General features: G+C 37.0%; 27 protein-coding genes and 1 tRNA gene. 11 read left to right on the top strand and 17 right to left on the bottom strand.

Annotated features, from left to right (window positions below; genetic code table 11):
• From lgt to ruvB, 5 genes are read left to right on the top strand one after another with little or no spacing between them, the layout of a single operon-like run.
• Nucleotides 1-879, top strand: a complete 879-nt coding sequence (gene lgt / locus HH_RS02555; protein ID WP_011115352.1) for a prolipoprotein diacylglyceryl transferase — start codon at nt 1-3, stop codon at nt 877-879.
• On the top strand, nt 876-1,232 hold the full coding sequence (locus HH_RS02550) for a DMT family transporter (RefSeq protein ID WP_011115351.1): 357 nt from the start codon (nt 876-878) through the stop codon (nt 1,230-1,232). Before lgt ends, HH_RS02550 begins: the two co-directional genes overlap by 4 nt.
• Nucleotides 1,233-1,553, top strand: coding sequence for a DMT family transporter (locus tag HH_RS02545; RefSeq protein ID WP_011115350.1), 321 nt, complete (start codon nt 1,233-1,235; stop codon nt 1,551-1,553).
• 26 nt (nt 1,554-1,579) lie between these two features.
• Nucleotides 1,580-2,374 carry a 3-methyl-2-oxobutanoate hydroxymethyltransferase gene (panB, locus tag HH_RS02540; protein ID WP_011115349.1) on the top strand — a complete coding sequence of 265 codons (795 nt, stop codon included), beginning with the start codon at nt 1,580-1,582 and terminating at the stop codon, nt 2,372-2,374.
• Nucleotides 2,375-2,412: 38 nt separating this feature from the next.
• On the top strand, nt 2,413-3,465 hold the full coding sequence (ruvB, locus tag HH_RS02535; RefSeq protein ID WP_041309272.1) for a Holliday junction branch migration DNA helicase RuvB: 1,053 nt from the start codon (nt 2,413-2,415) through the stop codon (nt 3,463-3,465).
• Nucleotides 3,466-3,505: 40 nt separating this feature from the next.
• Here the strand turns inward: ruvB and HH_RS02530 are convergent, their stop codons facing one another.
• The 9 genes from HH_RS02530 to HH_RS02490 form a co-directional block, all read right to left on the bottom strand.
• Nucleotides 3,506-3,715 carry a hypothetical protein gene (locus HH_RS02530; protein ID WP_011115347.1) on the bottom strand — a complete coding sequence of 70 codons (210 nt, stop codon included), beginning with the start codon at nt 3,713-3,715 and terminating at the stop codon, nt 3,506-3,508.
• 255 nt (nt 3,716-3,970) lie between these two features.
• A complete protein-coding gene (locus HH_RS02525) occupies nt 3,971-4,207 on the bottom strand; it encodes a hypothetical protein (protein ID WP_011115346.1) in 237 nt (78 codons plus the stop codon).
• 248 nt (nt 4,208-4,455) lie between these two features.
• Nucleotides 4,456-5,211: a flagellar motor protein MotB gene (gene motB / locus HH_RS02520; protein ID WP_011115344.1), complete on the bottom strand. Its 756-nt coding sequence runs from the start codon at nt 5,209-5,211 to the stop codon at nt 4,456-4,458.
• Nucleotides 5,212-5,230: 19 nt separating this feature from the next.
• The gene (gene motA / locus HH_RS02515) at nt 5,231-6,001 is read right to left on the bottom strand and encodes a flagellar motor stator protein MotA (protein WP_011115343.1); all 771 of its coding nucleotides are present in this window, start codon (nt 5,999-6,001) and stop codon (nt 5,231-5,233) included.
• A gap of 50 nt (nt 6,002-6,051) precedes the next feature.
• Nucleotides 6,052-6,675: an MBL fold metallo-hydrolase gene (locus HH_RS02510; RefSeq protein WP_034366025.1), complete on the bottom strand. Its 624-nt coding sequence runs from the start codon at nt 6,673-6,675 to the stop codon at nt 6,052-6,054.
• Between the two features lie 7 nt (nt 6,676-6,682).
• Nucleotides 6,683-7,072 (bottom strand): 30S ribosomal protein S9, encoded by a 390-nt coding sequence (rpsI, locus tag HH_RS02505; RefSeq protein WP_011115341.1) that lies wholly within the window; start codon nt 7,070-7,072, stop codon nt 6,683-6,685.
• 8 nt (nt 7,073-7,080) lie between these two features.
• Nucleotides 7,081-7,509, bottom strand: a complete 429-nt coding sequence (gene rplM, locus HH_RS02500) for a 50S ribosomal protein L13 (protein WP_011115340.1) — start codon at nt 7,507-7,509, stop codon at nt 7,081-7,083.
• Nucleotides 7,510-7,591: 82 nt separating this feature from the next.
• Entirely contained in the window at nt 7,592-9,436 is a 1,845-nt protein-coding gene (locus HH_RS02495) for a menaquinone biosynthesis decarboxylase (RefSeq protein ID WP_011115339.1), read from the bottom strand.
• An 87-nt stretch (nt 9,437-9,523) separates the two neighbouring features.
• Entirely contained in the window at nt 9,524-10,036 is a 513-nt protein-coding gene (locus HH_RS02490; protein WP_011115338.1) for a hypothetical protein, read from the bottom strand.
• 203 nt (nt 10,037-10,239) lie between these two features.
• On the opposite strand from HH_RS02490, the gene HH_RS02485 reads away from it, so the two are divergent.
• Nucleotides 10,240-12,333, top strand: a complete 2,094-nt coding sequence (locus tag HH_RS02485) for an RNA degradosome polyphosphate kinase (protein ID WP_011115337.1) — start codon at nt 10,240-10,242, stop codon at nt 12,331-12,333.
• A gap of 80 nt (nt 12,334-12,413) precedes the next feature.
• Entirely contained in the window at nt 12,414-13,313 is a 900-nt protein-coding gene (locus HH_RS09310) for a DUF5131 family protein (RefSeq protein ID WP_011115336.1), read from the top strand.
• A 6-nt stretch (nt 13,314-13,319) separates the two neighbouring features.
• Here HH_RS09310 and HH_RS02475 read toward each other — a convergent pair.
• Nucleotides 13,320-13,396, bottom strand: a tRNA-Arg gene (locus HH_RS02475).
• Between HH_RS02475 and HH_RS09790 the strand changes: the two genes are divergently transcribed.
• The 4 genes from HH_RS09790 to HH_RS09160 are packed head-to-tail and all read left to right on the top strand — an operon-like array spanning nt 13,369 to nt 16,661.
• On the top strand, nt 13,369-13,491 hold the full coding sequence (locus HH_RS09790; protein WP_264357602.1) for a hypothetical protein: 123 nt from the start codon (nt 13,369-13,371) through the stop codon (nt 13,489-13,491). The two genes, HH_RS02475 and HH_RS09790, sit on opposite strands and share 28 nt — an antisense overlap.
• A 48-nt stretch (nt 13,492-13,539) precedes the next feature.
• Complete coding sequence (gene gap, locus HH_RS02470) at nt 13,540-14,523, top strand: type I glyceraldehyde-3-phosphate dehydrogenase (RefSeq protein WP_011115334.1); 984 nt, start codon at nt 13,540-13,542, stop codon at nt 14,521-14,523.
• A gap of 6 nt (nt 14,524-14,529) precedes the next feature.
• On the top strand, nt 14,530-15,780 hold the full coding sequence (locus tag HH_RS02465; RefSeq protein WP_011115333.1) for a glucose-6-phosphate isomerase: 1,251 nt from the start codon (nt 14,530-14,532) through the stop codon (nt 15,778-15,780).
• A gap of 17 nt (nt 15,781-15,797) precedes the next feature.
• The gene (locus HH_RS09160; protein WP_011115332.1) at nt 15,798-16,661 is read left to right on the top strand and encodes a toxin-antitoxin system YwqK family antitoxin; all 864 of its coding nucleotides are present in this window, start codon (nt 15,798-15,800) and stop codon (nt 16,659-16,661) included.
• Between the two features lie 31 nt (nt 16,662-16,692).
• Here the strand turns inward: HH_RS09160 and HH_RS02455 are convergent, their stop codons facing one another.
• From HH_RS02455 to HH_RS02425, 7 genes are all read right to left on the bottom strand, one after another.
• Complete coding sequence (locus HH_RS02455; RefSeq protein ID WP_011115331.1) at nt 16,693-17,655, bottom strand: TIGR01212 family radical SAM protein; 963 nt, start codon at nt 17,653-17,655, stop codon at nt 16,693-16,695.
• A 9-nt stretch (nt 17,656-17,664) separates the two neighbouring features.
• Nucleotides 17,665-19,089 (bottom strand): amidophosphoribosyltransferase, encoded by a 1,425-nt coding sequence (purF, locus tag HH_RS02450; RefSeq protein ID WP_011115330.1) that lies wholly within the window; start codon nt 19,087-19,089, stop codon nt 17,665-17,667.
• Between the two features lie 67 nt (nt 19,090-19,156).
• Nucleotides 19,157-19,924, bottom strand: coding sequence for a 4-hydroxy-tetrahydrodipicolinate reductase (dapB, locus tag HH_RS02445; RefSeq protein WP_011115329.1), 768 nt, complete (start codon nt 19,922-19,924; stop codon nt 19,157-19,159).
• 42 nt (nt 19,925-19,966) lie between these two features.
• Nucleotides 19,967-20,902: a thioredoxin-disulfide reductase gene (gene trxB / locus HH_RS02440; RefSeq protein ID WP_011115328.1), complete on the bottom strand. Its 936-nt coding sequence runs from the start codon at nt 20,900-20,902 to the stop codon at nt 19,967-19,969.
• Between the two features lie 82 nt (nt 20,903-20,984).
• On the bottom strand, nt 20,985-21,638 hold the full coding sequence (hisH, locus tag HH_RS02435) for an imidazole glycerol phosphate synthase subunit HisH (protein ID WP_011115327.1): 654 nt from the start codon (nt 21,636-21,638) through the stop codon (nt 20,985-20,987).
• A complete protein-coding gene (locus HH_RS02430) occupies nt 21,631-21,864 on the bottom strand; it encodes a hypothetical protein (protein ID WP_041308982.1) in 234 nt (77 codons plus the stop codon). Before HH_RS02430 ends, hisH begins: the two co-directional genes overlap by 8 nt.
• Nucleotides 21,865-21,876: 12 nt before the next feature.
• Entirely contained in the window at nt 21,877-22,755 is an 879-nt protein-coding gene (locus tag HH_RS02425; protein ID WP_011115326.1) for a 3'-5' exonuclease, read from the bottom strand.
• Between the last annotated feature and the right edge of the window lie 4 nt (nt 22,756-22,759).

The following is a 22,759-nucleotide window of genomic DNA, read 5'->3' as shown; positions in this document are numbered from 1 at the left end:
TTGGAGACTTATAGTGTATGGAATAGAATCTACGATTATATTAATCCTATTGCATTTAAAATTTTTGATATAAGTGTGCATTGGTATGGCATTATGTATGTGAGCGCAATGCTTATCGCACTTTTGATTGCAAAAGCATTTATTACATATCGCAATGAGCGTTTTCCTATCACCCAAGAATTATTGGATAGTTTTTTTATTTGGGTGGAAATTGGTGTTATTTTAGGCGGACGCATTGGTTATGTGTTGATTTACTCGCCTAATCGTTGGGAATATCTTATGCAGCCGTGGCAAATGTTTAATCCTTACACCAATGGAGTATTTGTAGGTATCAGTGGTTTTAGTTATCACGGGGCAATGGCGGGGTTTGTCCTCGCGGCTATTATATTTTGCTATGTTAAAAAGCAATCTTTTTGGATATTTATGGATTTATCTGCTATTTCAATTCCATTAGGGTATGTTTTTGGACGCATAGGAAATTTTTTTAATCACGAGCTTTTTGGACGGGTAATTGAAAGTGATAGCTCCTTGCGAGATATTGGAATTCTTGTAAATGGAGAATTGCGTTATCCAAGTCAGCTTTTTGAAGCTTTTGCCGAGGGCATTATAGTATTTATTCTTCTTATTTGTTTATTGCGTTATGCAAAAAAGCCGGGCACTCTTCTTGTCGCGTATGGTGTATTTTATGCGCTAGCAAGATTTGTATGTGAGTATTTTCGTGAAGCAGATTCGCAAATGGGATATTTTGTATTTGGCTTATCAATGGGGCAGATTCTAAGTCTTGTAATGCTAGTTATAAGCATATTTTTAGGATTATTTGTTTTTGTGCAAAAACCTATTTCTTCTCAAAAAATAAAACACCAAAGGAAGAAAAAGTGAGTCTAAAAAAAAGTTATTTATTTTTGATGTTCGCTATTTTGACTGAAGTGCTTGCAGTGAATTTAATGAAAGCAAGTGAGGGAGAGATTTGGGGGCTTATGTGTATGTATGTGTTGCTTGTGCTTTCTTATTATTTTATGGCTCTCTCATTAAAGCGTATTTCTGTGGGTGTAGCATATGCGATATGGGAAGTGTTAGGTGCGATTTGTGTGGTGTGCATTAGTGTATTTTATTTTGGCGAAGAGATTTCATTTATACAAAAGATTGGCATTGTATTGTCCATTAGCGGCATTGCTTTAATCAATTATGCCGAAATTAAGCGTGAATCAAAGATAGATTCTATGGAGGGCTAGATGACTTTAGCATTTATATATGTAATAATTTCGGCGATTTTAGATGTAATTGCAAATTTGTTTCTTAAAAAATCTAATGTTTTTACACATAAGGGCTACACCATAGGCTGTATTCTTATGGTGTGGGCAGCTTTTAGCGTGTTGGTTTTAGCACTTGAGAGTATGCCACTAAGTGTAGCGTATTCTACTTGGGGAGCGATAGGAATTATTGGCACGATATTTGGGGGTTATGTGTTTTTTAAAGAAAAATTAGATTTTTTAGGATATATAGGTGTTGCTATGGTAGTATGCGGCGTGATATTATTGCATTGGGAATCTTAAACATCACAAAATGCAAAGGAGGAGAAATGTTGGATAAAAAAATGAGTATAGCTACACTCAAGGCAAAAAAAGGGATTGAAAAAATTACAGCAATTACTGCGTATGATGCGCTTATGGCACGCATTTTTGATGGTGAAGTTGATGTGATTTTGGTAGGTGATAGCTTGAAAATGAGTTTTGGTGGAGAGAATGAAACATTAGGTGCAAGTATGCAAGAGATGATTTATCATACAAAGGCAGTGTGCAAAGGCGCTAAGCATTCTTTCATCATTGCAGATATGCCTTTTGGTAGCTATGCTACACCAAATATGGCATTAAAAAATGCGCTTAGATTCTATAAAAACACTGCAGCAGATGCACTTAAGCTTGAAGTAGGCATTGATAAATTACCTGTGGTGAAAGTACTATGTGAAGAAGGGATTGCTGTAATGGCACATATTGGCTTGAAACCCCAATTTATGCGCTTTGATGGAGGATTTAAAATAAAGGGCAAAGATGAGGTTGAATCTCAAGAATTGATAGAAGCCGCTGTTGCATTCCAAGAAGCTGGGGTTTTTGGGATTTTGATAGAGGGAGTGAAATCGGAATCTGGTGCACGCATTACACAAGCTTTAGAGATTCCAACGATTGGCATTGGTGCAGGTGTGGAGTGTGATGGGCAGATTCTTGTATGGAGCGATGCTTTTGGCTTTTTTGATGAGTTTAAGCCAAAATTTGTGCGCCGCTATTGTGATGGTAAAGCGATACTTAAAGATGCCATAAGAGCGTATGCCAAAGATGTAAAATCTCAAGCATTTCCACAAGCCCAAGAGAGCTATTAAGAGGTAAGATTATGGAGAAAATCACCATTGAGAAAATGATGAGTTTAGGAGAGGGTGAGAAAGTAAATCGTGTCGTAGATATGGAAAAATATAGCTTTGAAAGTGTCCAAGAGTTATCTTTGCGTCCAAATGTGTGGGAGGAGTATATCGGGCAAGAAAAGATTAAAAAAAATCTCAAAGTGTTTATTGAGGCGAGTAAAAAGCGTAAAGAATGCCTAGATCATATTTTGTTTTTTGGACCACCCGGTCTTGGTAAAACTACGCTTAGCCATATTATCGCACACGAAATGGGATGCAATATCAAAGTCAGTGCTGCGCCTATGATTGAAAAATCTGGCGATTTGGCGGCGATTTTAACAAATCTTAATGAGGGAGATATTTTATTTATTGATGAAATACATCGTCTTAGCCCTGCGATTGAAGAGATTCTCTATCCTGCAATGGAGGATTTTCGCCTTGATATTATTATTGGCTCTGGTCCTGCTGCGCAAACGCTTAAAATTGACTTAGCTCCTTTTACGCTTATTGGCGCAACTACACGCGCAGGTATGCTTTCAAATCCGTTGCGTGATAGATTTGGTATGAGCTTTAGATTGCAATTTTATGAACCAAAGGAGCTCTCTGCTATTGTGATTTGTGCTTCTTCAAAGCTAGGCAGAAGCCTCTCAAAAAGCGGTGCAGATGAAATTGCACGCCGATCAAGAGGCACACCTCGTATTGCTTTGCGATTGCTTAGGCGTGTGAGAGACTTTGCAGATGTGGGTGAATATGCACAGGATATGAGAAATCAAAGTGAAATAAGCCTTGAATGTGTCCGTTATGCGCTTAATGAGCTAGGTGTGAATGAACTAGGCTTTGATGAGCTTGATTTGCGTTATTTGGCAATTTTAGCAGAATCTAGAGGCAAAGCTATAGGGTTAAATACCATTGCCGCTGCGATGAGTGAAGATGAGGCAACTATTGAAGATGTAATTGAACCCTATCTTTTAGCAAATGGCTATTTGGAGCGCACAGCAAAGGGGCGAGTGGCAAGCCCAAAGACTTATGAGCTTTTGCATATTCCTTTTTTGGAGCAAAAGGGATTGTTTTAGAATCTATTTTATAAATTAATTGTCCCAATCTTTTTGCTGTTTATTTTTTATAGCACTTAGTTGCTCCATTTTGCACAATGCACTTCTTATTAAACTCATAATCCATCGCCATTACAAAACAAATTAAAAGAATGACAAATCCTGTCAAAATATCTCTTATCCAATTCTTTTTTACTTGTGCCTTCTCTTCTGTGTTTAATTCATTCCACTTTTTAGATTCTTGTGCTTTAGGATAACGCTTCTCTGTCATTTTTTCTTCCTATGGATAATGAGTAATCCAATTAAAATAATCAATAGGCATAAAGCTTGTCCCATACTTTATATTAAACTCCTTTATTCTTGCTCTGTTACTTTAGTAGCAAAACTTGTGCCACGTATGACATTATCTTAAAACAATCAATAAATTATAAAGATTCTGCTAAATTTGCATAAATTACTTTCGCAAACTCCCTTAATTTCTTTTTGTGTCTATAAGTTTGCTTTTTATTTTAATATAAAACAATATTTACTTAATAATAATATTTTTATACATTACTTTTATTATACTGCTATATTCACTATGATTAAACTCTTCCTCATATTTAACAATGCAATGTCCTATATATAGCGCACCCATACTTCTTGCATAATTATACTTTTTCTCTAAGTGTTCATTTACACACTCCGCAATTTTTTTACCCATAATTTCAGATGTATTTGTATTATCGCCATAACAAGCAACTGCAAACCAAAATACAAGCAACCAAATCGCTAATACCTTTGTATTAAATGGTGTGTGAAAGATTATTTTTTGTATGAGATTCGCATTTAAGCGGTTAGAAAGTGTGCTGCTCTTGTGATGCGTAATGTGATTTGAAGAATGCGATGTATAAGAATATAGCTTATGCCCCCCCCCCCGTTAAAAGCAAATTCATTATTCCCCTCCATCAAATAAATTTAAAGCTACAATTATAACGAAAAATCTAAAAGAGTTGCTTAAGGATAATGGGATTACTGCTGCGAGTTTTGCAGAGTTTCTTCTAAAATAGATTGCGTTACAGGTGCATCTTTTGGATCGACAAAGAAAAATATCTCTACACGATTATTTTTTGCACGATTGAGCGCGCTATCATTAGGTGCAATCGCTTGATGCTCTCCATAGCCAGAAAATGAGATTCGCTCGGGAGAAATACCATTTTTAATAAGATTTTTCATCACGCTTAAACTTCGTGCAGAGGAGAGCTCATAATTATCTTTATAGCGTGAACCAACGGGCAGTGGTGCATTATCTGTGTAGCCTCGCACATCAATTTTTACATAATCGGGCAGTTTTTTGATAATAGCACTCATTCGTTGGAGATACAAAAATACATCGCTATTATTAATCTCTGCACTACCAGAATCAAAGAAAAGATTAGAAGGGAGGCGCAATGACATACCCATTTCCATTTGCTCTAAAATTCCGCCTTCTTCTGCCATTTGTTCTATTTCTGCTGAAGTAACCGATGAACTTTCACTTATTGCCCCACTTTCATTTTCTGTTTCAGAATCATTAACATCATCTTGGTCAGAATTGAGTGGAGAGGTAAGCGTAAAATCAAAAATTTTAACAAACTCGGTTTTAAGCAATTCAGAATCCGCATTGCTTGTAGATGAAATCGCCCATAGCGCAATAAAGAGTGCCAATAAAAGTGAGAGGAAGTCTGCATATGGAACAGCCCATTTCTCTCCTGCAGGACACTCTGGACATTTTTTCTTTTTAGCCATTTTGCACTCTTAATCTATCTTATTCAAATTGTGAGATTTTAGGCTCACCGGGTGGAATAAATCCAAGTAATTTCTCTTCAAGGTTGCGAGGGTTATCACCATTAGCAATACCTACAACACCTTCTAAAACAACCATACGTCCCCTTATTATATCTGCGCTTTTAGAGTGCATTTTATGTCCCCAAGGTCCAAAAAGTGCATAAGAACAGAAAATCCCTGTAACGGTCGCGGTAAATGCACCCGCAATACCTGCTGCCATCGCTTTTGGGTCATCAAGCAACTGGAGGGCAAGCATAAGTCCCATAACCGCTCCAACTAGCCCCATTGTAGGACAAGTTTCTGCATAGAGAATCCAAAAGTGTGAGCAACCCTTATAATATTCTTCAAGCGATTCTATTTGCACTTCCATATCTTCACGCACAGCGTGAGCATCTCGTCCGTCAATAATCATTGAAAGGGATTGACGCAAGAAGTCATCTTCAATTTGTGCCGCCTTTCCTTCAAGTGCAAGCACACCATCTTTTCTTGCGAGTGTAGCAAGTTCTACAAGCTGTCGTATTATTTCATTGAGATTCACTCCTGTTGAACCAAAAACGATTTTGAGCTCTTTCATTGCACCTTTGATATGTGTGGCGTGTGTAGCACTTGAGGCAGCACACATAGCGGTAGGTATGATAATAATCAGTGAGCTTATGTGGATAAGATGCAGGGGGTTACCTCCCTCAAGAAAGTCCCCAACACAAAGGCTTATAATCGCCCCAATTAGCCCACCAATGGTCGTTATATCCATAAATACCCCTTTATGTTAATTTGAGATGAAAAAGCAAAAAGTATTCCTAATTATAAACTATGTTCTAGCTGTTTAATCCAAAAACTGACATTGCGTTGTTCTTCAGCAAGATTTGTTGAAATTCCGTGTCCGGGGTGGATTGTTTTGTTTGGATTTGAGGGTAAAGAGCTAAAGCGTATCAGAGATTCTCTCATATCCATTGAGTTTGAGTAAGTAAAATCACTCCGCCCAATGGAGCGATGAAAAATAAAATCACCACTAAAAATTTCTCCCTCAATCTCCACAATAGAGCAACCCGGGGTGTGTCCGGGAAAATGAGAGAATATTACTTCAATACCTTTAAAATCAAGTTTTTGCGTGCCTTTTTGACATTGTGTAAGAATATCTGGAGTGCTAGGAGTTACGCCTATATCAAAGCAATCAGATTCTAACATAAATGCATCAAGCGCGGGACAAACTAATGGCACATTGGGAAAGTGAGATTTAAGTGTAGCATTGCTCCAAATATGGTCAAAATGACCGTGCGTATTAAGGAAAGCAAGCGGAGAGGGGCATTTTTCTATAACCCAATTATGCGCCCCCATTCCTGCATCAATAACAATCTCTCCTTGAGGAAATTTGCAAATATAACAATTTGTCTGATACTCGCCAAAACTTTGAGAGAGAATTTCCACTGCAATCTTACCTTTTTGAGAATTGTGGGCTTCGGCGTGCTTTTCGTTTTCCATATTTTTTTCGTTCAACCACACGAGAATCTCGTGTTAAAAGTCCTTTTGGTTTTAACATCGCTCTGAAGGCAACATCATAGGCATTAAGTGCTTTTGAAATGCCGTGTCGCAAAGCTTCTGCTTGAGCTGAATATCCACCACCAAGTGTAACAGCGTGAATATCCACTGATTTTTCTTGTTTGGTAAGGATAAGCGGTTGCATTACTTTCATTTTAATAGCTTCGTGTCCTCCAAGCCAGTCATTGAGACTTTGCCCATTGATATTGAGCTTACCGCTCCCAGAAGTAAGCCAAACTTTCGCGATTGCTGTTTTTCTTTTTCCTGTTGCATAAACTTTTGCCATAGTATTCCTTATTTTGAGCTTTTAGCGACTTGAGCGCTGTGTGGGTGCTCACTGCCGCGATAAACTTTGAGTTTTTTAAGCATAGCTCGTCCAAGTTTGTTTTTGGGGAGCATACCTCGCACCGCAAGATGATAGAGTTTTTCGGGAGTTTTTTCTAACATTTCTTGAAGTGTTTTACTCTTAGTGCTGCCAAAGTAACCTGAATGCGTGAAGTATTCTTTGTCTTTGAGTTTCATACCTGTGAATTTTACTTCTGTGGCATTAATAATGACTACAAAATCGCCACAATCAATATGAGGTGTGAAACAAGGTTTGTGTTTGCCTCGTAAAAGAGTAGCTATTTCTGTGATAAGGCGACCAAAGACTTTATCTTTTGCATCAAGCACAATCCACTGACGATTGATGTCATTTTGTGTTGCTATTTTTGTCAATTCCATTATTTTCCCTTAGATTCTAAATAATTTTGGAAAGGGGATTCTAGAGTAAAGAAACTTAAATTTTTATTAACTTAAGCATATTTTAATGTAAGATACCAAAATGCTCTAAAAATTCATCATCTATATCATCAATAAGTCCCTTTTTCTTTAATGTGGCGATGACAGATGGGCTACAATTTGTATCTTGGGGCCACTCGCGCAGATGTCCATCACAGGTTGATTTATCGGTTGCATCAATAAAAACAAGATTTTCAACAATAAGAATATCACGCTTTGCATCAATATTATTAACAATCCGCCAAGTAAGCATATAAGGGTTTGTGAGATGATTTTTATGCGAATCTACAAAGATAATAATACTTAAGCAGTTTTGTAAAGCTTGAAAACCTTTAAGATTCTCATTTAAATCTGTAAAGAGATGACTTTGCTTTACCACACTTACAATACAAATGGGATTGGGCGTGTGAGTAAAATATTGCTTTAAAGCAGTGGCTTGAGGAAAAAGTGGAGCAAATTTCTTCCATAAGCACTCATCATTAAGAGCAATAAATGAAGGCTTATGCACGGGTGTAATAGCTTCTACACCAAGCTTTCCTCCGTGAGCAAAATGTGGGCTTGCGTGATCAAGTGCATCACAGATTCCCTCTGTAATAAGCAGATTATTAGGAGAGAAGCGCTCAAGTATGTAAGTGCCAAGCGCTTCATAATCTGTCAGTTCGGGTGCATTTTCATCAACAAAAATAGCGTGTTTTACAAAGCTCATTTGCCCCACTCCCCAAAAATTGTGCATAATCTGCTTACTATGCGAAGGATAATCAGGCTTGATTTTTGCAAAAATAAGATTATGGAATACGCCATTTTCGGGCATATGATAATCCTTTAATCCGTGTGCAGTAGTTTGTAATAATGGCAAAAATACGCGCTCTGTTAAATAACCCATATATTTATCCTCAAGCGGAGGTTTGCCAACGATTGTAGCAGGAAAAATAGGTTTTTTTCGCATCGTGATTGCACTCACTTCAAGCACAGGATAAGGTTCAATGGGCGTATAGAATCCTGTATGATCGCCAAATGGTCCCTCATCTCGCATTTGTGTAGTATCTACCCAACCTTCAATAACAATATCTACATCATTTGGCACAAAGAGTGGGTTAGTGATACACGGGCAAAGCACAGGCTTTTTAGAGCGGATAAAGCCATAGAGCATTAGTTCAAAGATACCCATAGGTAAAGGTGCCTGTCCGCACCAAATATAGAGTGGGTCGCCGCCAAGAGCAATACTCACAGGCATTTTTTCCCCTGCTTGTTTATATTGATGAAAAAAATGTTGAGAATCTTTATGAATCTGCCAATGTAATCCTAAATGTTTTTCATCATAGACCTGCAGACGATACATACCTAAATTTTTTGCTTTGCCATCAATGCTTTGGGTATAAACTTGCCCCATAGTAATAAATGCTCCCCCATCGTGTTCCCAAGTTGTGAGAATGGGGAGATTAAAAAGATTAATTTCTTCACCTATAATAATAGTATCTTGGCATAGACCTTTAGATTTCGTGTATTTAGGAAAAACAAAGCGCAAGTGAGCAAGTTCTTTAAGCCGAGAGAAAATCTCTTTTATACCTTTAGGTGGGCTAAAGCGCAAAAGATGTTGTATGTGAGTAGCAATTTGTGGAATTGGCTTATCAACGAGGAGGTTAAGTCTTTGATGTGAGCCAAAAATATTCATAAGCACGGGTATATCAAAGGTTTTTCCACTTTTAGCACAAATAGGATTTGTAAAAAGAAGAGCCTTGCTCGTTGGTTTTTTAACTTCAAGATAGGCAAGCTGAGGAATTTGCAGATAAATATCAAGAGGTTCATCAATAATAGTCAGTTCATTGTGAGATTGCAAAAATGTAATGAGCTGATGAGAATCTAAAGCCATATAAAGCTCCAAAAGTAAGTTGCTCCCCTCTTTGCTAAGCCATTTGGTGATTAAGCAAGAGGGTTAAGATTCTATAAATATAGAATCTTAGAAATGCAAGGCAATAAGTGCTTGAATAGTTTGCATTTTCTCTTTATTGCCTAAGGGAGTATCAAGCTCTGGTTTTTGATAAGTATAGAGTAAACCAAGTGAAATAGGAATAAGATCAAATTTAAGCTTTAACCCTGCATTATAAGCAATAGTATCTTTATAAATTTTATTAAAACTTGAGTGATTCACTCCTATATAAGGTGTTAATCGTGCGATAATGAGCCCAATGTTATATCCAGCTGAGATACCATATTGTAAATTTCTAAAATCATTATCAGAGTTTGAATGCGAATTAAAATCCCATTTGACTTGCGGAGCTACAACAAAATCAAAAGCACCAAGCCATATACGCCCAAATGCACTATAATCTTTTAGATTCGCACTATCGATTTTTGTTTGTCCTGCAGCAAATCCGATTTCAGGGCTTATTTCAAACCCTGCAATACTTGCAGCTTGCACATTAAGACTAAGTCCTGCTACACAAAGTAGCGAAAGTAGATATTTTTTCATTTTGTTCTCCTTAGTTTTGAAAATGACGTGCATTATAATCAAAATATCATTTATTTCCCTTAAATATTTTTCTAAAATTTTATAGAATTTGAAACAATTTTGCCAATGTTTATAAAATTATTGAGAGAATCAAACACAAAGGAAGCATTTTTAATGTGAATTTGAGATACAATGAAATTATATTACGACATTAAGGGGGCAATATGACAATTAATGATTCAAAAATGTATTTTAATCGTGAGCTTTCGTGGCTCAAATTTAATACACGTGTGCTTAATGAAGCTAAAAACACTAATATTCCGCTTTTGGAGCGATTAAAATTTGTAGCAATTTATGGGACAAATCTTGATGAATTTTATATGATACGCGTAGCAGGGCTTAAACGTTTGTATGCAAGTGGAATTACCGAAGTGGGCGCAGATAAACTTACGCCATTGCAGCAGCTTAAAAGTATACGCGAATACCTTGATAAAGAAAAAAATATGCTTGAGAGTGTTTTTAAGGAGATTCAAAGTGGCTTAGCAAAGGAAGGTATGCACATTAAACAAGTCAATCAGTTAAATAATGAGCAAAAAAAGCGATTGCACGAATTTTTTATTAATTATTTGTATCCTGTGATTGTGCCTGTGGCAATAGATGCTACACACCCCTTTCCTCATCTAAATAATTTAAGTTTTGCCATTGCGCTTAAACTTAAAGATACACAAGAGGGGAGTGTAAAATTTGCTATGGTAAGAATCTCGCGTTTGCTTTCGCGTTTTGTGGAGATTGAAAGCGGCGTGTTTATAGCGGTTGAAGATATTGTAGGTGAGTTTGCAAGTGAATTGTTTGGAGAATATGAGATTCTCAATTATGTTCCTTTTAGAATCACGCGTAATGCGGATATGGAAATTGAAGAAGAAGAGGCAGATGATTTTATAGAGATTATGAGTGAGGGGCTTAAAACTCGTAGGAAAGGTGAAGTAGTGCGTCTTGAGATAGGTGCAGATAAAGATAGTAGCCTTTTAGATTTTATTAATTCTCATTTAAAAGTTGATGCTAAAGATGTTTATGTTTATCATATTCCGCTCAATTTAAGTGGATTGTGGGAGTTGGTAGGGAGCAAGGCATATGCTCATCTTACCACTCCACCTTTTAATCCAAAAACACTTCCACCATTACACGGGAGTAGAGAGATTCTCTCTACAATGGAAAATGATGATATTTTGCTCTTCCACCCCTATGAAAGCTTTGATCCAATAGTGAATTTTATTCAGAGCGCAGCAAAAGACCCTGATGTGCTCTCCATTCGTATGACACTTTATCGTGTAGGAAAAAATTCACCTATTGTTAAAGCTCTCATACAGGCAGCTGAAAATAATAAGCAAGTAACGGCGTTGGTTGAGTTAAAAGCACGATTTGATGAAGAAAATAATCTGTATTGGGCGCATTCTTTAGAATCTGCTGGAGCACACGTTATTTATGGTGTGCCCGGACTTAAGGTGCATGCCAAAATTGCGCTTGTGATTAAAAAAATTGGCAATACACTTAAAGAATATGTGCATTTAAGCACAGGAAATTATAATCCTAGCACTGCAAAAATTTATACTGATATTTCGTTCTTAACTTGCAATCAGTCTTTTGCAAAAGATGCAATTAAACTTTTCCACTCTCTCTCTACAGGTTCTTCATATCGCACCAAGCTTAGTCATTTATTGATTGCTCCTACACAGATTAAGACTAAAATTTTAGAGCTTATTGAACACGAAAAGAAAATGGGAAGTGAAGGGCGCATTATTATGAAAGCAAATGCTTTTATAGACATTGATGTGATACGTGCACTTTATGGAGCATCAATAGCTGGAGTAAAGATTGATTTGATTGTGCGTGGTGTATGTGCCTTGCGTCCGGGTATAAAGGGTGTGAGTGAAAATATTCGTGTATTTTCAATCATTGGAAAATACCTTGAACACGCTAGAATCTATCATTTTAAGAATGATAAAGTAGGCGTATATTTTGCTTCAGCAGATATTATGCCTCGTAATTTAGAGCGACGTGTGGAGATTCTCACACCAAGCTTAAATACACAGATGAGCAAACGTTTAATGGAGATTCTCCAAATGCAGCTTAATGATAACGTCCAAATGTATGAACTACAAAGCAATGGGGAGTATCAGAAAGTAGTGAGCTCACAAAAACCCTTTAGTTCACAACTTGCTTATGAGGAATATGTGAATGCTATTTATGGAGATTTGGTAAGAAATGATGAGGTGAATAAGGCAAAAAAACTTGCTAAAAGAATGCTCAAAGAGAGTTAAAAAAACAGAATATTAAACGATTTATTAAGGAGGTTTAACATAAAGCAAAGAAGCTTTATAATGCAGGGAGAGGTAAGGCAATGGGTAGGTTGCATTATACAGAAGTTTGGAATTTTATTACAGGTTGCACCCAAATATCCCCAGCGTGTGATTATTGCTATGCTATGACTATGACTAAGAAATTGCAAGCTACATCAAAAAGCGAGCTTGATAAAACTATAAATAAACTTGATTATAGTAAGTGTACCCCTAAATGTAAAGATATTACGATGAGTGAAGAAGGCGATAAATTGCATATAGTATGTGAATGCAAAAATACTGAACATTTGATTGAAACACCTAAATATTATTATGGGTGGGAGCAAGTTGTATTTCATAAAAGTATGTTAGAAGAAATACTAAACACAAATATGTATCCAAGCGGTTCTAAGGTTTGTGTATGCAATATGAGTGATTTATTCCACGAGGATATAGACTCGCAAGATTTAGCTCTTGTTTTTGAGTATATGATTAAGCGTAAGGATTTGATTTTCCAAGTGCTCACTAAACGACCGGAGCGAATGTTAGAGAGTGTGAAAAACAATATAGTAAATACAGATGATACAAAGCATATTTGGTTTGGTATATCAGCTGAAGATCAAGCTATGTTTGGCAAGCGTATGCCATCGCTTGTAGAGGTTAAAAAAAATTTGGGTGAAAAGGTGAAAATTTTTGCGATGATTGAGCCTATGATGAGTGGGATTGATTTACAATCTTATAAGGACAAGCTTGATTGGGTTGTTGTCGGAGGAGAGAATATCCCTGAAAACCCAAAAAAAGCAAGAAGTATGCAATATGAATGGGTAGAAGATTTGTATGAACAATGTAGACAATATGATATTGCTTTCTTTTTTAAACAATGGGGAAGTAATCCTAGAAATAGACCAGATTTGATTAATTTAAAGTCGGGATTCCCGAAGGTTGAGGAAGTTGAAACCTAAAAGCTGTGGTGTCCCCGATGCGATTCGAACGCATGACCTCACGATTAGGAATCGTGTGCTCTATCCAGCTGAGCTACGAGGACAAAAAGTAGAGCAGACACATTTTGGAATGGGCATTTTACACTCATTTGCCAGAGAAATCAAGCCAAAAGGTGGAGAATGGGCTTTTTTATGTTAAAATATATATTCAAACCCTTGCTGGGCATATTTGATAAAAGGAGAAAATATGGCGATTAAGCTCGCAATTAATGGCACTGGGCGTATAGGACTTTGTGCAGCGAGAATTATCGGACAACGCGATGATGTGGAGCTTGTAGCAATGAATACTACAGCAGATATTGATACACTTGTGCATTTGCTACGTTATGATTCTGTGCATAGGAGCTATGACATAGAAAAAATAGATAAACAGACTTTATGTATTGGCAAAAGCAAAAATGTTAAGATTGTAAGCGATAGAGATCCTAGAAATCTTGATTTTGGTGCAGCTGTGGGTGTGCTAGAATGCACAGGCAAATTTAATTCCCTTGAAAAATCAAGCCTTCATCTTAAAGATAATATTAAAAAAGTCATCATATCTGCTCCTGCAGATGATGCGCCCACATTTGTTTATGGCGTTAATCACACAAATTATCAAGGGCAAAGTGTCATTTCAAATGCTTCTTGCACCACAAATTGTCTTGCACCCATTGTGAAAGTGCTTGATTCTCACTTTGGTATAGAAAATGGTTTGATGAGCACGATTCATAGTTACACAAATGATCAGAATCTCCTTGATGTCAAACATAAAGACTTGCGCCGAGCACGTGCAGCAGCATTAAATATGATTCCTACGAGCACAGGAGCAGCAAAAGCAATAGGGCTTGTATTACCTCATCTTGCGGGAAAACTTAATGGGATTTCTGTGCGTGTGCCAACTCCTGATGTGAGTCTTGTGGATTTAAGTGTAAATCTTAAAAGTAAAGTGAGCAAAGAAAGTATCAATGAAGCATTTTATAAAGCTCAAGAGGGGGCAATGAAAGGTCTTATTATCGTTGATGATGAGCAAAGGGTATCAAGTGATTTTATTGGCTCAAGTGCGAGCGCAATCATTGTGTCTGATAAGAGCATAGCTATTGATAAAAGCGCAAAGATTCTTGCGTGGTATGATAATGAGATGGGTTATACTCATCGCCTTGTAGATATGAGTGTATATGTATGTAGGACATAAAAAAGTATGGTAGCGTTTTCACTGCATTTTCAAACACAGCATCAAAAAGTATGTGATACGCTTTTTGAGAGTATTTGCGAGGAACGAGATAGTCAAAAAAGTGGCTATTATGATTTGCCTTTTACAGAGGTGGCAGTTGATGAATCTTCTTGTTTTGTGAATGATAATAAAGCATTTTTGCAAACTCTCTCTCACTTGGTGATTATTGGCATTGGTGGGAGTTCACTTGGGCTTAAAGCCATAGATTCTATGCTGGAGCATTTGCCTCATCGCAATAAGCTTAAACTCTCATTTTTAGAACATACTGACCCTATTAGTATTACCAAGAGTTTGCAGGGTATTAAGCGTGAAAATACACTTTTTATTGTTATTTCTAAATCGGGCACGACTATTGAGACTTCATCTTTGCTTAAGTTTGTGCTTGAAGAATATAATTTACTCCAAAATGTGCAAAGCAAACGACATTTGCTTGTTATTACCGATAGGGATTCTCCACTTGAGCATTGGGCAAAAGTAGAGAAACTAACATATTTTGGAATCCCACCAAATGTAGGAGGGCGATTTTCAGTATTAAGTATGGTTGGTATTTTGCCTTTAAGCATTCTAGGCTTTGATACGCGAGCGATTTTGCGGGGAGCAGCAGGCATTACACAACGATTTTTTGAGCGCAAAGAAGAGCATATTTTGCACAAAGCTCTCACTTATTTTACTCATAAAAATCATATCTCTATGAATGTGTTATTTTCATATTCAAGTCTTTTTACACATTTTAATGCGTGGTATGTGCAACTATGGGGAGAGAGTTTGGGTAAAATCAATGCTATGGGAGAAAGAGTAGGGCTTACACCTATTGCGCTTATTGGGAGCATTGACCAGCATTCATTTTTGCAGCTCATCGTGCAAGGCGTGCGTGATAAAAGCGTAACTTTTCTAAGCCTTAATCCTACTCATAGCGCACAGCCAAGCATTCCAAATCTTCAAATTCCATTTTTAGAATCTACAAACTTTGTAAATACACAAAGTTTTGCAACTTTGCTCAATAATCAACGTATTGCTACGATGCAGACAATAGAAAATGAGGGGATTCTCACAGATTGTATTGAGGTAATGAGTTTGTGTGAGGAAAGTGTAGGGATACTTATAGCATATTTTGAAATACTCACTTCGTGTATGGGACAACTTTTTGAAATTAACACTTATGACCAGCCGGGTGTAGAATTTGGCAAGGCAAGATTAAAAAAACTTTTTGAATCTTAAATAATGGAGGTGAAACTATGCGAAATTTGTATGAATCAAAGGAGAAAAATGCAAAAGCTTATTTGCTTGTGTGCTTGCTATATGGTGCATTTATGCTTGAGGGCTGCTCACTTAAAGAATGCGCAGATGAGGAAGATAGAGAAAGGGGCTGCATTCAAAAAGAATATCGCTTAAGTGGGAAGCTTGGATTTGAAATTCCTTATAAAAACAATAAGGCAGAGGGCAGCGCAAAATTTTATTATCCAAGCGGGGAACTTGAATGTATAGTGCCATATAAGAGAGACAAAAGAGAAGGTGTAAGAAAATGTTATTATAAAAATGGAAAGATTAAAAGTGAAACACCTTATAAAAATGGCGAGCAAAATGGCGTTGAAAAATGGTATTTTGAGAATGGCAAGATTGAAAGTGAAAGACCATACAAAAATGATGAAAGAGAAGGGATACACAAATGGTATTCTGAGAATGGAAATATTAAAAATGAGGAATCATATAAAAGAGACAAACTAGATGGCGTATGCTCATCTTACTACGACAATGGCAAACTTAAGCAGCAAATCCCATATAAAAATAGTAATAGAGACGGTATTGAGAAAAACTATTATGAAAGCGGGAATCTTTGGATTGAAACTCCATATAAAAATGGCTATAGAGAGGGTATTGAGAAATGGTATTATGAAAATGGTAAGCTTTTTTCTCAAGTATTATATAAAAATAACCGCAAACAGGACGTAGCGAGCTTTTATGATGAAGAGGGTAATACAATTATGGAAATTACATTTGAAGATGGCATTCCCACAGGGGTTAAATGTCAAAATGGCAAAGAAAGTGAAAGAGGAATTGACGGGTTTTGGATGAGACTTCCTTCCTTTTGTGAGCAATGAGATGAGGTTTAAACATTGGGCAAAAAAGATTCTAATATTCTATTCCTACTTCTTTAAGCCTATCGCGGAGATAGCGCATTTGAATGTTTTTATCAAAACACCATTTAGGAGCAAGTAAAGATTCATCGTGTGCTCCTGCACTGATTCTCTGCACGACTACATCAGGTGGGATTTTTTGTAAAGATTTCACAATAAGATCACTAAAGCTTTCCATTGTGATTGGCTCATATTTCCCATCTTTATAAAGTTTAGCAAGACGCGTGCCATTGACAACATATAAAGGGTGAATTTTAATACCATCAATTCCCCATTCTAACACAGATTCTAGCGAGTAGAGCATCATTTGAGGGGTTTCTTCGGGTAATCCATAAATAAGGTGTGCGCAGACTTTCACACCTTTTTCACGAGTTTTTGCAAACATCTCTTTAGCTCCTGCAATACTATGAGCGCGGTTTGTGATTGTTAGAGTGTTATCATACACCGATTGGATTCCATATTCTAACCAAATTTCTTTGCCTTTTTTGACATATTCGCCTAAAAGTTCCAGCACTTCATCTTTTACGCAATCAATGCGTGTGCCTATGCTTAAACCTACGACATTTGGGAAACTTAGTGCTTTATCATAGAGGGCTTTGAGCGTGGAATAAGGCGCATAAGTGTTTGTGTATGATTGAAAATATATCATATATTTGCACACACCAAATTTTCTTTGATGAAATTCAGAGTGCCAATAGAACTGCTCTTCTAGCTGCTTGAGCTGTTTTTGAAGTAGGGGATTATGAGTAAGTGAAAAATTCATTTTGACTTCAGAAATTTTATCAAGCTTAATGAGACTGGGTGAAAAACTTTCATTATCACAATAGATACAGCCGCCTTTGGCAAGGCTTCCATCGATATTGGGACAAGTAAATCCTTGTAAAGAAATAGGAATCTTTCTTACCCTTGTGCCAAAACGTCTTTTAAAATATCGCCCTATACTTAACATTACACGCATTATATATCTTTAATGAGAGGATTTTAAAGCGGCAGGGATTGCTGCACCTGTGGTATAATCATCAATATAATGTCCATCAAAACACGCTTTGCATAAAGAATTGTTTTCGCCTATACTTTTGGTCAAACCGCTAAGGGAGAGAAAACCTAGAGAATCTGCACCGATATGCTTACACACTTCTTCAATACTTTTATTAGCACAAATGAGTTGCTCCTTATTGGGCGTATCTATACCATAAAAGCACGGCGAAATCGTAGGCGGAGAGCTAATAAGTAGATGAATTTTTCTTGCCCCCGCTTGACGCAAGATTTTAATAATTTGCTTACTTGTCGTGCCTCTAACCACAGAATCATCAATGACAATAATATCTTTATTAGCTATAAGTTCTCTGATAGGGTTGAGTTTAAGGCGAACTTTAAGCTCTCTCTCTTGCTGCGTTGGCTCAATAAATGTCCTTCCTACATAGTGATTGCGGATAAATCCTAGCTCAAAATCAATTCCGCTTTGCTTACTATAACCAATAGCTGCAGCCACACCAGAATCTGGCACAGGAATTACCATATCTGCTTGAATTTGATGTTCTTTAGCAAGCTCTATACCCATTTGTTTGCGTGCTTGATAGACATTATGTCCAAACACATTGCTATCAGGACGTGCAAAATATATGTATTCAAATACGCAAAAATGCGGTTTTGGTTCAAAGACTTGAATACTTTTGGGTTGAGAATCTTGAAAGGCATACGCTCCATCAAAAATAATCATCTCACCTGCTTTGACATCTCGGACAAATTCCGCACCTATAAGGTCAAATGCACAACTTTCACTCGCTACAACATAGCCTGTGCTTCCGTCTTCGTTTTGTATTTTGCCTAAGCTAAGTGGGCGCAATCCATACCTATCACGAATAGCAAACATTTTGCTCCGTGAAAGAAATACAAAGCAATACGCTCCATCAATGTAGCTTAAAGCATCAATGATTCTATCAGTAAGCGATGTTTTTTTACTTCGTGCAATCAGATGAATGAGATTTTCAGTATCAAGATAGCTTTGGAATATTGTTCCCTCTTTAATAAGCATCTCGCGCACTTCTTTGGCATTTGTGAGATTCCCATTATGTGCGATTGCCATTTCGCCTAAATCATATCGTGCAAAAATAGGTTGTGTGTCATTTATAGAATCTTCACCTGCAGTTGAATAGCGATTGTGTCCAATACTTGAGCGACCTTGCAATTTATCAAGTCGCTTTTGTGTAAAAATTTTAGTTACTAAACCAGTATTTTTGATAGTTGTGATTTTTGTGCCATTACTTGCGGAAATCCCACTTGCTTCCTGCCCCCTATGCTGCATTGCAAAGAGTGAATAATAGCTTAAGAGTGCTGCATTATCAACATTATATACGCCCACAATGGCGCACTCTTCGTTCCAGCTTTCCATTCCTTATCCTCATTATGTTTTGTATCTGCGATTGTATAGTAACAAAACCAACAAGCAAATTTAAAGCTTAAATCTCAAGTGCATCCTCAATACTATAAAGCCCATTTTTTTGTGTTACAATCCATTTTGCCATATCAAGTGCACCCTTAGCAAAAGTAAGGCGAGAAGTAGCATTATGAGTAAGCTCTAAATATTCACCATCAAGATAGAATCCAATTGTATGTCTTCCAGCAACATCACCTCCGCGTAGGCTCATTACGCCAATTTCGTTAGAATTTCTTTCACCAATATTTCCATTGCGTCCGCTTATGCGCACATCGCTCAATTTGAGATTCCTTGCTTTCGCACAGCTTTGAGCAAGAGTAAGGGCAGTCCCAGAAGGCGCATCTTTTTTGTAGCGATGATGAATCTCGCAGATTTCTATATCACTTTCTTTTAATGTTGCAGCCACTAATGCGCCAATTTTATTGAGCATTGCTACCCCTTTACTCATATTTGTTGCATAGAGTATAGGCATTGTATGTGAGGCATTTTCAAGGAGATGTTGTATGTCATTATCTAAACCTGTTGTGCCTATAACAAGCGGTTTTGGATAAGAGAGAGCGACTTCAAGAAGTGCTTTTGTCGCTTCGGGTGAAGAGAAATCAATAATCACATCGCTTGCTTGTAAAAATATTTCAAAGTCTTTTGTTACCATTGTGCTTGAGGGAAGCGAATATTGTAATTCATTGCGCACATATACACTTGAGAGATTGAAGTGAGTGTGATTAAGTATTTCTTCAATAAGTAGCTTTCCTACGCGTCCCGTAGCGCCAAAAATCCCTACTTTTAGCATATATTCTCCTTAAATGTAATAGATTCTATAAAATATATAATATTACTTATGTTCTAAATATGCAATAGCTTGTAATGCCGCAGTTGCACCATCTCCAGCTGCGCATACAACTTGTTTGGGAGCAAGAGTGCGGACATCTCCAGCTGCAAAAAGACCTTCTACACTTGTTTTCATTGATAAATCTACCTTGATACTGCCATATTCATCGCATTCACAAAGCATTGAGCCATCATCTTGTTTGAGCGTAGCTGTATTGACATTATAACCTACAAAAATAAAGATTCCCATAACAGGGATTTCCTCATTTGTATTTGAATCTGTATGTTTAATCAGCACACTCGTTACACCCGATTTATCGCCTTTGATTTCCTCAACAACTGCGGGAGTAACAATGTGAATCTTATCATTTTTCTTTACGTGTTCAATTGTGCTGGGCGCAGCGCGGAACTCATTTCTTCTATGCACCAAATGCACTTTAGAGCAAATCCGACTAAGATATACTGCTTCTTCAAGAGCTGTATCACCGCCGCCGAGCACAATAACCTCTTGGTCTTTGTAAAAAAATCCATCACAAGTAGCACAAGTGCTTATACCTCTACCCCAAAACTCATCTTCTCCCTTAAGATTTGCTCTTTTTGGGCTACCACCAGCGCAAAAAATTACTGCTTTTGCTTCATCAATACTTCCATCGGTTTGATGAATGTAAAAAATATCATTTTTCTTTGTGATTTGGCTGACTTCACTCATTTTATGAGTTAATCCAAAGCGAAAGCATTGCTCTTGCCAAGGCTCCATAAACTCCATACCACTTACAATATCTTTTACACCCGGATAATTTTCTATTTCACTACTTCCTGTAATCTGTCCGCCGGGCATACCTTTTTCAAAAAGCACTACATTTTTAATACCGCCTCTTGTTGCGTATAAACCTGCACTTAGTCCAGCTGGACCACCACCGATAATTGCTAAATCAATCATATTTTTCTCCTTACAAATAATAAAAATTTTCCATTACTATAATTAACTAAAACAACAACTAGGTAAATGGAAAAGCAATGTTTCATAAGGTAAGGAAATTTGCAAGAAGCCTTAAACCTACGTTATGGCTTTTTTCGGGGTGAGCTTGTATGGCAAAAAGATTATCTTTATGGACAATCGCACCAAAAGGATAGCCATAGGTGCATTGAGCAAGGATAAATTGAGGTTGTGTTTGAATATGAAAGCTATGCACGAAATAAAAAAAGCTTCCATCAGCAATACCCCTAAAAAGCTTTGAATGTTTGCCTTCAGGAGTAAAATTACAGCTATTCCACCCAATATGTGGCACTTTTAGTGGTGCAATATGTTCAAATCCTACTACTTTGCCCTCAATAAGTCCTAATCCTTTGTGATTGCCAAATTCTTCACTTTGCTCAAAAAGCAGTTGCATACCTAAACAAATCCCAATTAAGAATTTGCCGCTTTGGACAAATTCTCTGATAGCCTCATCTAAATGAGTGTTTTTTAAATGTGTCATTGCATTGCCAAATGCTCCAACACCCGGCAATAAGAGTTTATCGTAATCTTGTAGCCTTTCAGGGTGAGATTCTACCTTTATTTCAAGTGTGTGTGGTAATACATCGCTAAAATGTGTTTGTATAAAAGCAAAAGCATTTTGCACACTGCCGAGATTCCCTACACCATAATTAATAATACCAACACGAAGCTTACTCATTGACAAGTCCTAAAAGCCATTGTTTATTTTGTGCAATTACATCATTGCTTTTTTGTAAGAGATTATCACGCACATTTTCTAAATCTACACAAGAGAGAGTATCCATAACTGCAGGAGAAAGTGTGGTATGCGAAGCAGGAATTATATTAAGAAGTTGCTCTATCTCGGAGATAAGTTGGGCTTTGGTAGTGATTTCGCCATTTTTGGTAATATAAGGTGTATTCATTACTTTCCTTTTTTAAGAATCTACTTTATAGGATTCTATATGCTTTTTAAGCGTATGTGTAAAAATATCTGAATAAGGCTTGTCTTTAGGGAGTTTCTCGCAAAACTCCACAAGTAGAGCATAATAGTCATTTTCTAATAAAGTGCCCTTAAGCAGCTCATATTTTAAATAGAGCCAATAAGTATTAAGCACATCACTATGGCAGTAATGATTAATTGTTCCAAGTGCAGCTTTTTTGGTTTCTAAAGTATTTTCTCCACCAAGATAAGTTTGATAGACTTGCTCACCGCTCATATCATATTTGCCAACCATATCAAGCATACGACAGAGCGTGTTGAGATTGAGTGCGCGCACTGCACCAAATTGCCCTAAGCTATCAAATAAGTCTGTGTGGAAAATCTCACTATATCGTTGGCGATAATTGTCCCATTTGGTTTTATTATGCGCAGGATTATTTTGCTCAAAATATGCGTATGCACTGATATTGTAGCGCATAGAGCGAAGAGCAAGAACAGGCAAATCAAAACCTCGTCCATTAAAGCTTACAAGCTTTGGATTATTTTTATTAAAAAACTGCCAAAATTCATTTAAAAGTGTAGATTCTAAAGTATCTAAGAAATCTTTTGAGAGACAATCTGTGCCCTCTTGTATCAAATCTAAAAATCCCTGCCCAAAGTGCCCTACTTTGCGGAAATGCCCAAAGTCATCGCATACCACACTGCTTATGCTTATTATACGATGAAAGCATAGAGGGAGAAACTCACTCCCGCTTTTGTCAAATTGTTCTTTAAAGGCACTTTGTGCGATTTGCAAAGGTTCGCCCTCATAACCAAAGGTAGTTTGAAGCAAGTCAAAATCTGGGATTGTTTCACAATCAAAGACACATATCATTTTA

This window comes from Helicobacter hepaticus ATCC 51449 (assembly GCF_000007905.1).
In the GTDB taxonomy this organism is placed as follows: domain Bacteria; phylum Campylobacterota; class Campylobacteria; order Campylobacterales; family Helicobacteraceae; genus Helicobacter_C; species Helicobacter_C hepaticus.
The sequence above is the reverse complement of the archived record's forward strand: the minus strand, read 5'-3'. Positions and strand labels throughout refer to the sequence as shown.

Bases quoted from the DNA above. Each gene is read 5' to 3' on its own strand.
- HH_RS02430 (WP_041308982.1), bottom strand. From the start codon at position 21,864: ATGAATACACCTTATATTACCAAAAATGGCGAAATCACTACCAAAGCC.
- rplM (WP_011115340.1), bottom strand. From the start codon at position 7,509: ATGGAATTGACAAAAATAGCAACACAAAATGACATCAATCGTCAGTGG.
- HH_RS02530 (WP_011115347.1), bottom strand. From the start codon at position 3,715: ATGACAGAGAAGCGTTATCCTAAAGCACAAGAATCTAAAAAGTGGAAT.
- HH_RS02490 (WP_011115338.1), bottom strand. From the start codon at position 10,036: ATGAAAAAATATCTACTTTCGCTACTTTGTGTAGCAGGACTTAGTCTT.
- purF (WP_011115330.1), bottom strand. From the start codon at position 19,089: ATGGAAAGCTGGAACGAAGAGTGCGCCATTGTGGGCGTATATAATGTT.
- motA (WP_011115343.1), bottom strand. From the start codon at position 6,001: ATGGATATAACGACCATTGGTGGGCTAATTGGGGCGATTATAAGCCTT.
- motB (WP_011115344.1), bottom strand. From the start codon at position 5,211: ATGGCTAAAAAGAAAAAATGTCCAGAGTGTCCTGCAGGAGAGAAATGG.
- trxB (WP_011115328.1), bottom strand. From the start codon at position 20,902: ATGATTGATTTAGCAATTATCGGTGGTGGTCCAGCTGGACTAAGTGCA.
- HH_RS02485 (WP_011115337.1), top strand. From the start codon at position 10,240: ATGACAATTAATGATTCAAAAATGTATTTTAATCGTGAGCTTTCGTGG.
- panB (WP_011115349.1), top strand. From the start codon at position 1,580: ATGTTGGATAAAAAAATGAGTATAGCTACACTCAAGGCAAAAAAAGGG.
- HH_RS02545 (WP_011115350.1), top strand. From the start codon at position 1,233: ATGACTTTAGCATTTATATATGTAATAATTTCGGCGATTTTAGATGTA.
- HH_RS02495 (WP_011115339.1), bottom strand. From the start codon at position 9,436: ATGGCTTTAGATTCTCATCAGCTCATTACATTTTTGCAATCTCACAAT.
- hisH (WP_011115327.1), bottom strand. From the start codon at position 21,638: ATGAGTAAGCTTCGTGTTGGTATTATTAATTATGGTGTAGGGAATCTC.
- HH_RS02455 (WP_011115331.1), bottom strand. From the start codon at position 17,655: ATGCGTGTAATGTTAAGTATAGGGCGATATTTTAAAAGACGTTTTGGC.
- dapB (WP_011115329.1), bottom strand. From the start codon at position 19,924: ATGCTAAAAGTAGGGATTTTTGGCGCTACGGGACGCGTAGGAAAGCTA.
- gap (WP_011115334.1), top strand. From the start codon at position 13,540: ATGGCGATTAAGCTCGCAATTAATGGCACTGGGCGTATAGGACTTTGT.
- HH_RS09160 (WP_011115332.1), top strand. From the start codon at position 15,798: ATGCGAAATTTGTATGAATCAAAGGAGAAAAATGCAAAAGCTTATTTG.
- HH_RS02425 (WP_011115326.1), bottom strand. From the start codon at position 22,755: ATGATATGTGTCTTTGATTGTGAAACAATCCCAGATTTTGACTTGCTT.
- HH_RS02465 (WP_011115333.1), top strand. From the start codon at position 14,530: ATGGTAGCGTTTTCACTGCATTTTCAAACACAGCATCAAAAAGTATGT.
- ruvB (WP_041309272.1), top strand. From the start codon at position 2,413: ATGAGTTTAGGAGAGGGTGAGAAAGTAAATCGTGTCGTAGATATGGAA.
- rpsI (WP_011115341.1), bottom strand. From the start codon at position 7,072: ATGGCAAAAGTTTATGCAACAGGAAAAAGAAAAACAGCAATCGCGAAA.
- HH_RS09310 (WP_011115336.1), top strand. From the start codon at position 12,414: ATGGGTAGGTTGCATTATACAGAAGTTTGGAATTTTATTACAGGTTGC.